The organism is Streptomyces sp. NPDC127092, from assembly GCF_042722475.1.
Taxonomy (GTDB): Bacteria; Actinomycetota; Actinomycetes; order Streptomycetales; family Streptomycetaceae; genus Streptomyces.
This window is the reverse complement of sequence record NZ_JBHXFE010000172.1, coordinates 1-1,849: the sequence shown is the minus strand read 5'-3', so window position 1 is coordinate 1,849 and position 1,849 is coordinate 1. Positions and strand designations below refer to the sequence as shown.

Genomic DNA, 1,849 nt, shown 5'->3' with positions numbered 1-1,849 from the left:
TATCGGGAAATCTCGCGTAGCGTCGCCGTCGATCGCGTCAGCTCCGGCAGCGACAGCGGGGGTACTCGAACCACTACCTCCCCACGAATGTCGAGAGACGCACGGCTCGTGGCGAGGATGTGGACACCCGGGCACGTCCGCAGTACGACCTGTGCAACACCTGCAACTGCCTCGATTAGATGCTCGCAATTGTCCAGGACTAACAGGATCCGTTTTTCCGCCAGCTGTTCGGTGAGCACAGTCATGGGCGGCCGGACGGAGTGATCCTGTAAACCCAGCGCACCCGACACAGCCTGTCCGAGCAGGTCCCCGTCGTGTAGTTCACCCAGTTCGACGAACCAGACACCGTCGTCGTATGTCCTGCGCGAAACGTCGCCGATCCGCAGGGCGAGCCGGGTCTTGCCCACGCCGCCGGCGCCGATGAGAGTTACCAGCCGCGATCCGGACAGCAGCTGGCGGGTGTCTGCCAGCTCGTGCCGACGGCCGACGAAGCTGGTCAGGTCCAGTGGAAGATTTCCGGATTTGCCTCGCCTCGACTTGGCATGCACGCCGATGTCCGCGGGGGGCTCACTTTCGGGCATGGTCGCATCCAATATCGAACCGACACATTACACAGGAGGCTGATTTGACGGGCGCGTCCGATGCGCCGAGCCGATCGGCCAATCCGAAAGAAGTCGGCCGAACAGTCATGCGCCACCTCTTGACAAATCGTGCCCGCTATACGATGTACGTTCTACAGCCTGGTGACGGCGAGTTCAACTCCCCTGGCCCGCTCGACTGCGGGCGTCACCGCGGTGATGGCCAGTCCCGCGAGATTCACGCTTCGACCCGGTCGTCGGATGCGGCGAGGGAGTTCCCTCGTGAACGGATTATCCGTTCCGATTCCAACGGTCGGCCAGCCGGGCTGTTGCTCAGCCGAAGGCGGTGCGCTCCCTCACGGGTGTCGCCGGGCACAGGTCGGGGAGGTCGTGTCCCATCCGGTCCCGTTTGGTCTGTAGGTAACCGAGATTGTGGTTGTTCGGCCGCGGCAGTAGGGGAACACGTGCTGCGACCTCGATGCCTGCATCCTGCAGACAGGTCACCTTCTGCGGATTGTTCGTCAGCAATCGCACCGACCCGATACCCAGATCTCGCACGATCTGCGCAGCCGTCCCGTAGTGCCGGGCATCAATCGGCAGACCGAGATCCAGATTCGCGTCGACGGTGTCCCGGCCGAAGTCCTGCAGACTGTAGGCCTGCAGCTTCGCCGCCAGTCCGATGCCGCGCCCTTCGTGCCCACGCAGGTAGATCACGACACCGCGGCCTTCACATCTGATCCGCTCCATCGCTTCGGTCAGTTGCGGCCCACAATCGCAGCGACACGATCCGAAGACGTCACCGGTCAGGCACTCCGAATGCACTCGTGTCAGCACCGGGGCGGCATCAGAGATGTCGCCGTGCACCAGCGCGATGTGCTCGGTGCCGTCGGTTTCCACGCGATATCCGAAGGCAGTGAAGTCGCCGTGCCGTGTCGGCAGCCGGGTCGCGGCGACCCTCTCCACGAGCAACTCGTGCCGGCGCCGGTATCCCACCACACTGTCGATGGAGATCATCGCCAGACCGTGGGTGTCAGCGAAGTCCCGCAGGTCAGGAGCCCGTTTCATGGTGCCGTCGTCGTTGACGACCTCCACCAGCACACCGGCCGGAGCCAACCCCGCCATCGTGGCCAGATCCACTGCGGCCTCGGTATGGCCGCGCCGCACCAACACCCCGCCCTCGCGGTAGCGAAGCGGGAAGACGTGACCGGGCCGCGTCAGATCCGACGGCACCGAACCCGCATCGGCAAGCACCCGAGCAGTCCGTGCACGAT

The 1,849-nt window shown here is 64.4% G+C and carries 2 protein-coding genes; both read right to left on the bottom strand.

From position 1 onward, the window contains the following. The coding region (locus ACFWJO_RS38495) for an ATP-binding protein (RefSeq protein WP_386872840.1) at window positions 1-581 on the bottom strand (581 nt) is incomplete at its 3' end. 330 nt (window positions 582-911) lie between these two features. Next, on the bottom strand, window positions 912-1,849 hold a 938-nt coding region (ribA, locus tag ACFWJO_RS38490; protein ID WP_386872838.1), incomplete at its 5' end, for a GTP cyclohydrolase II.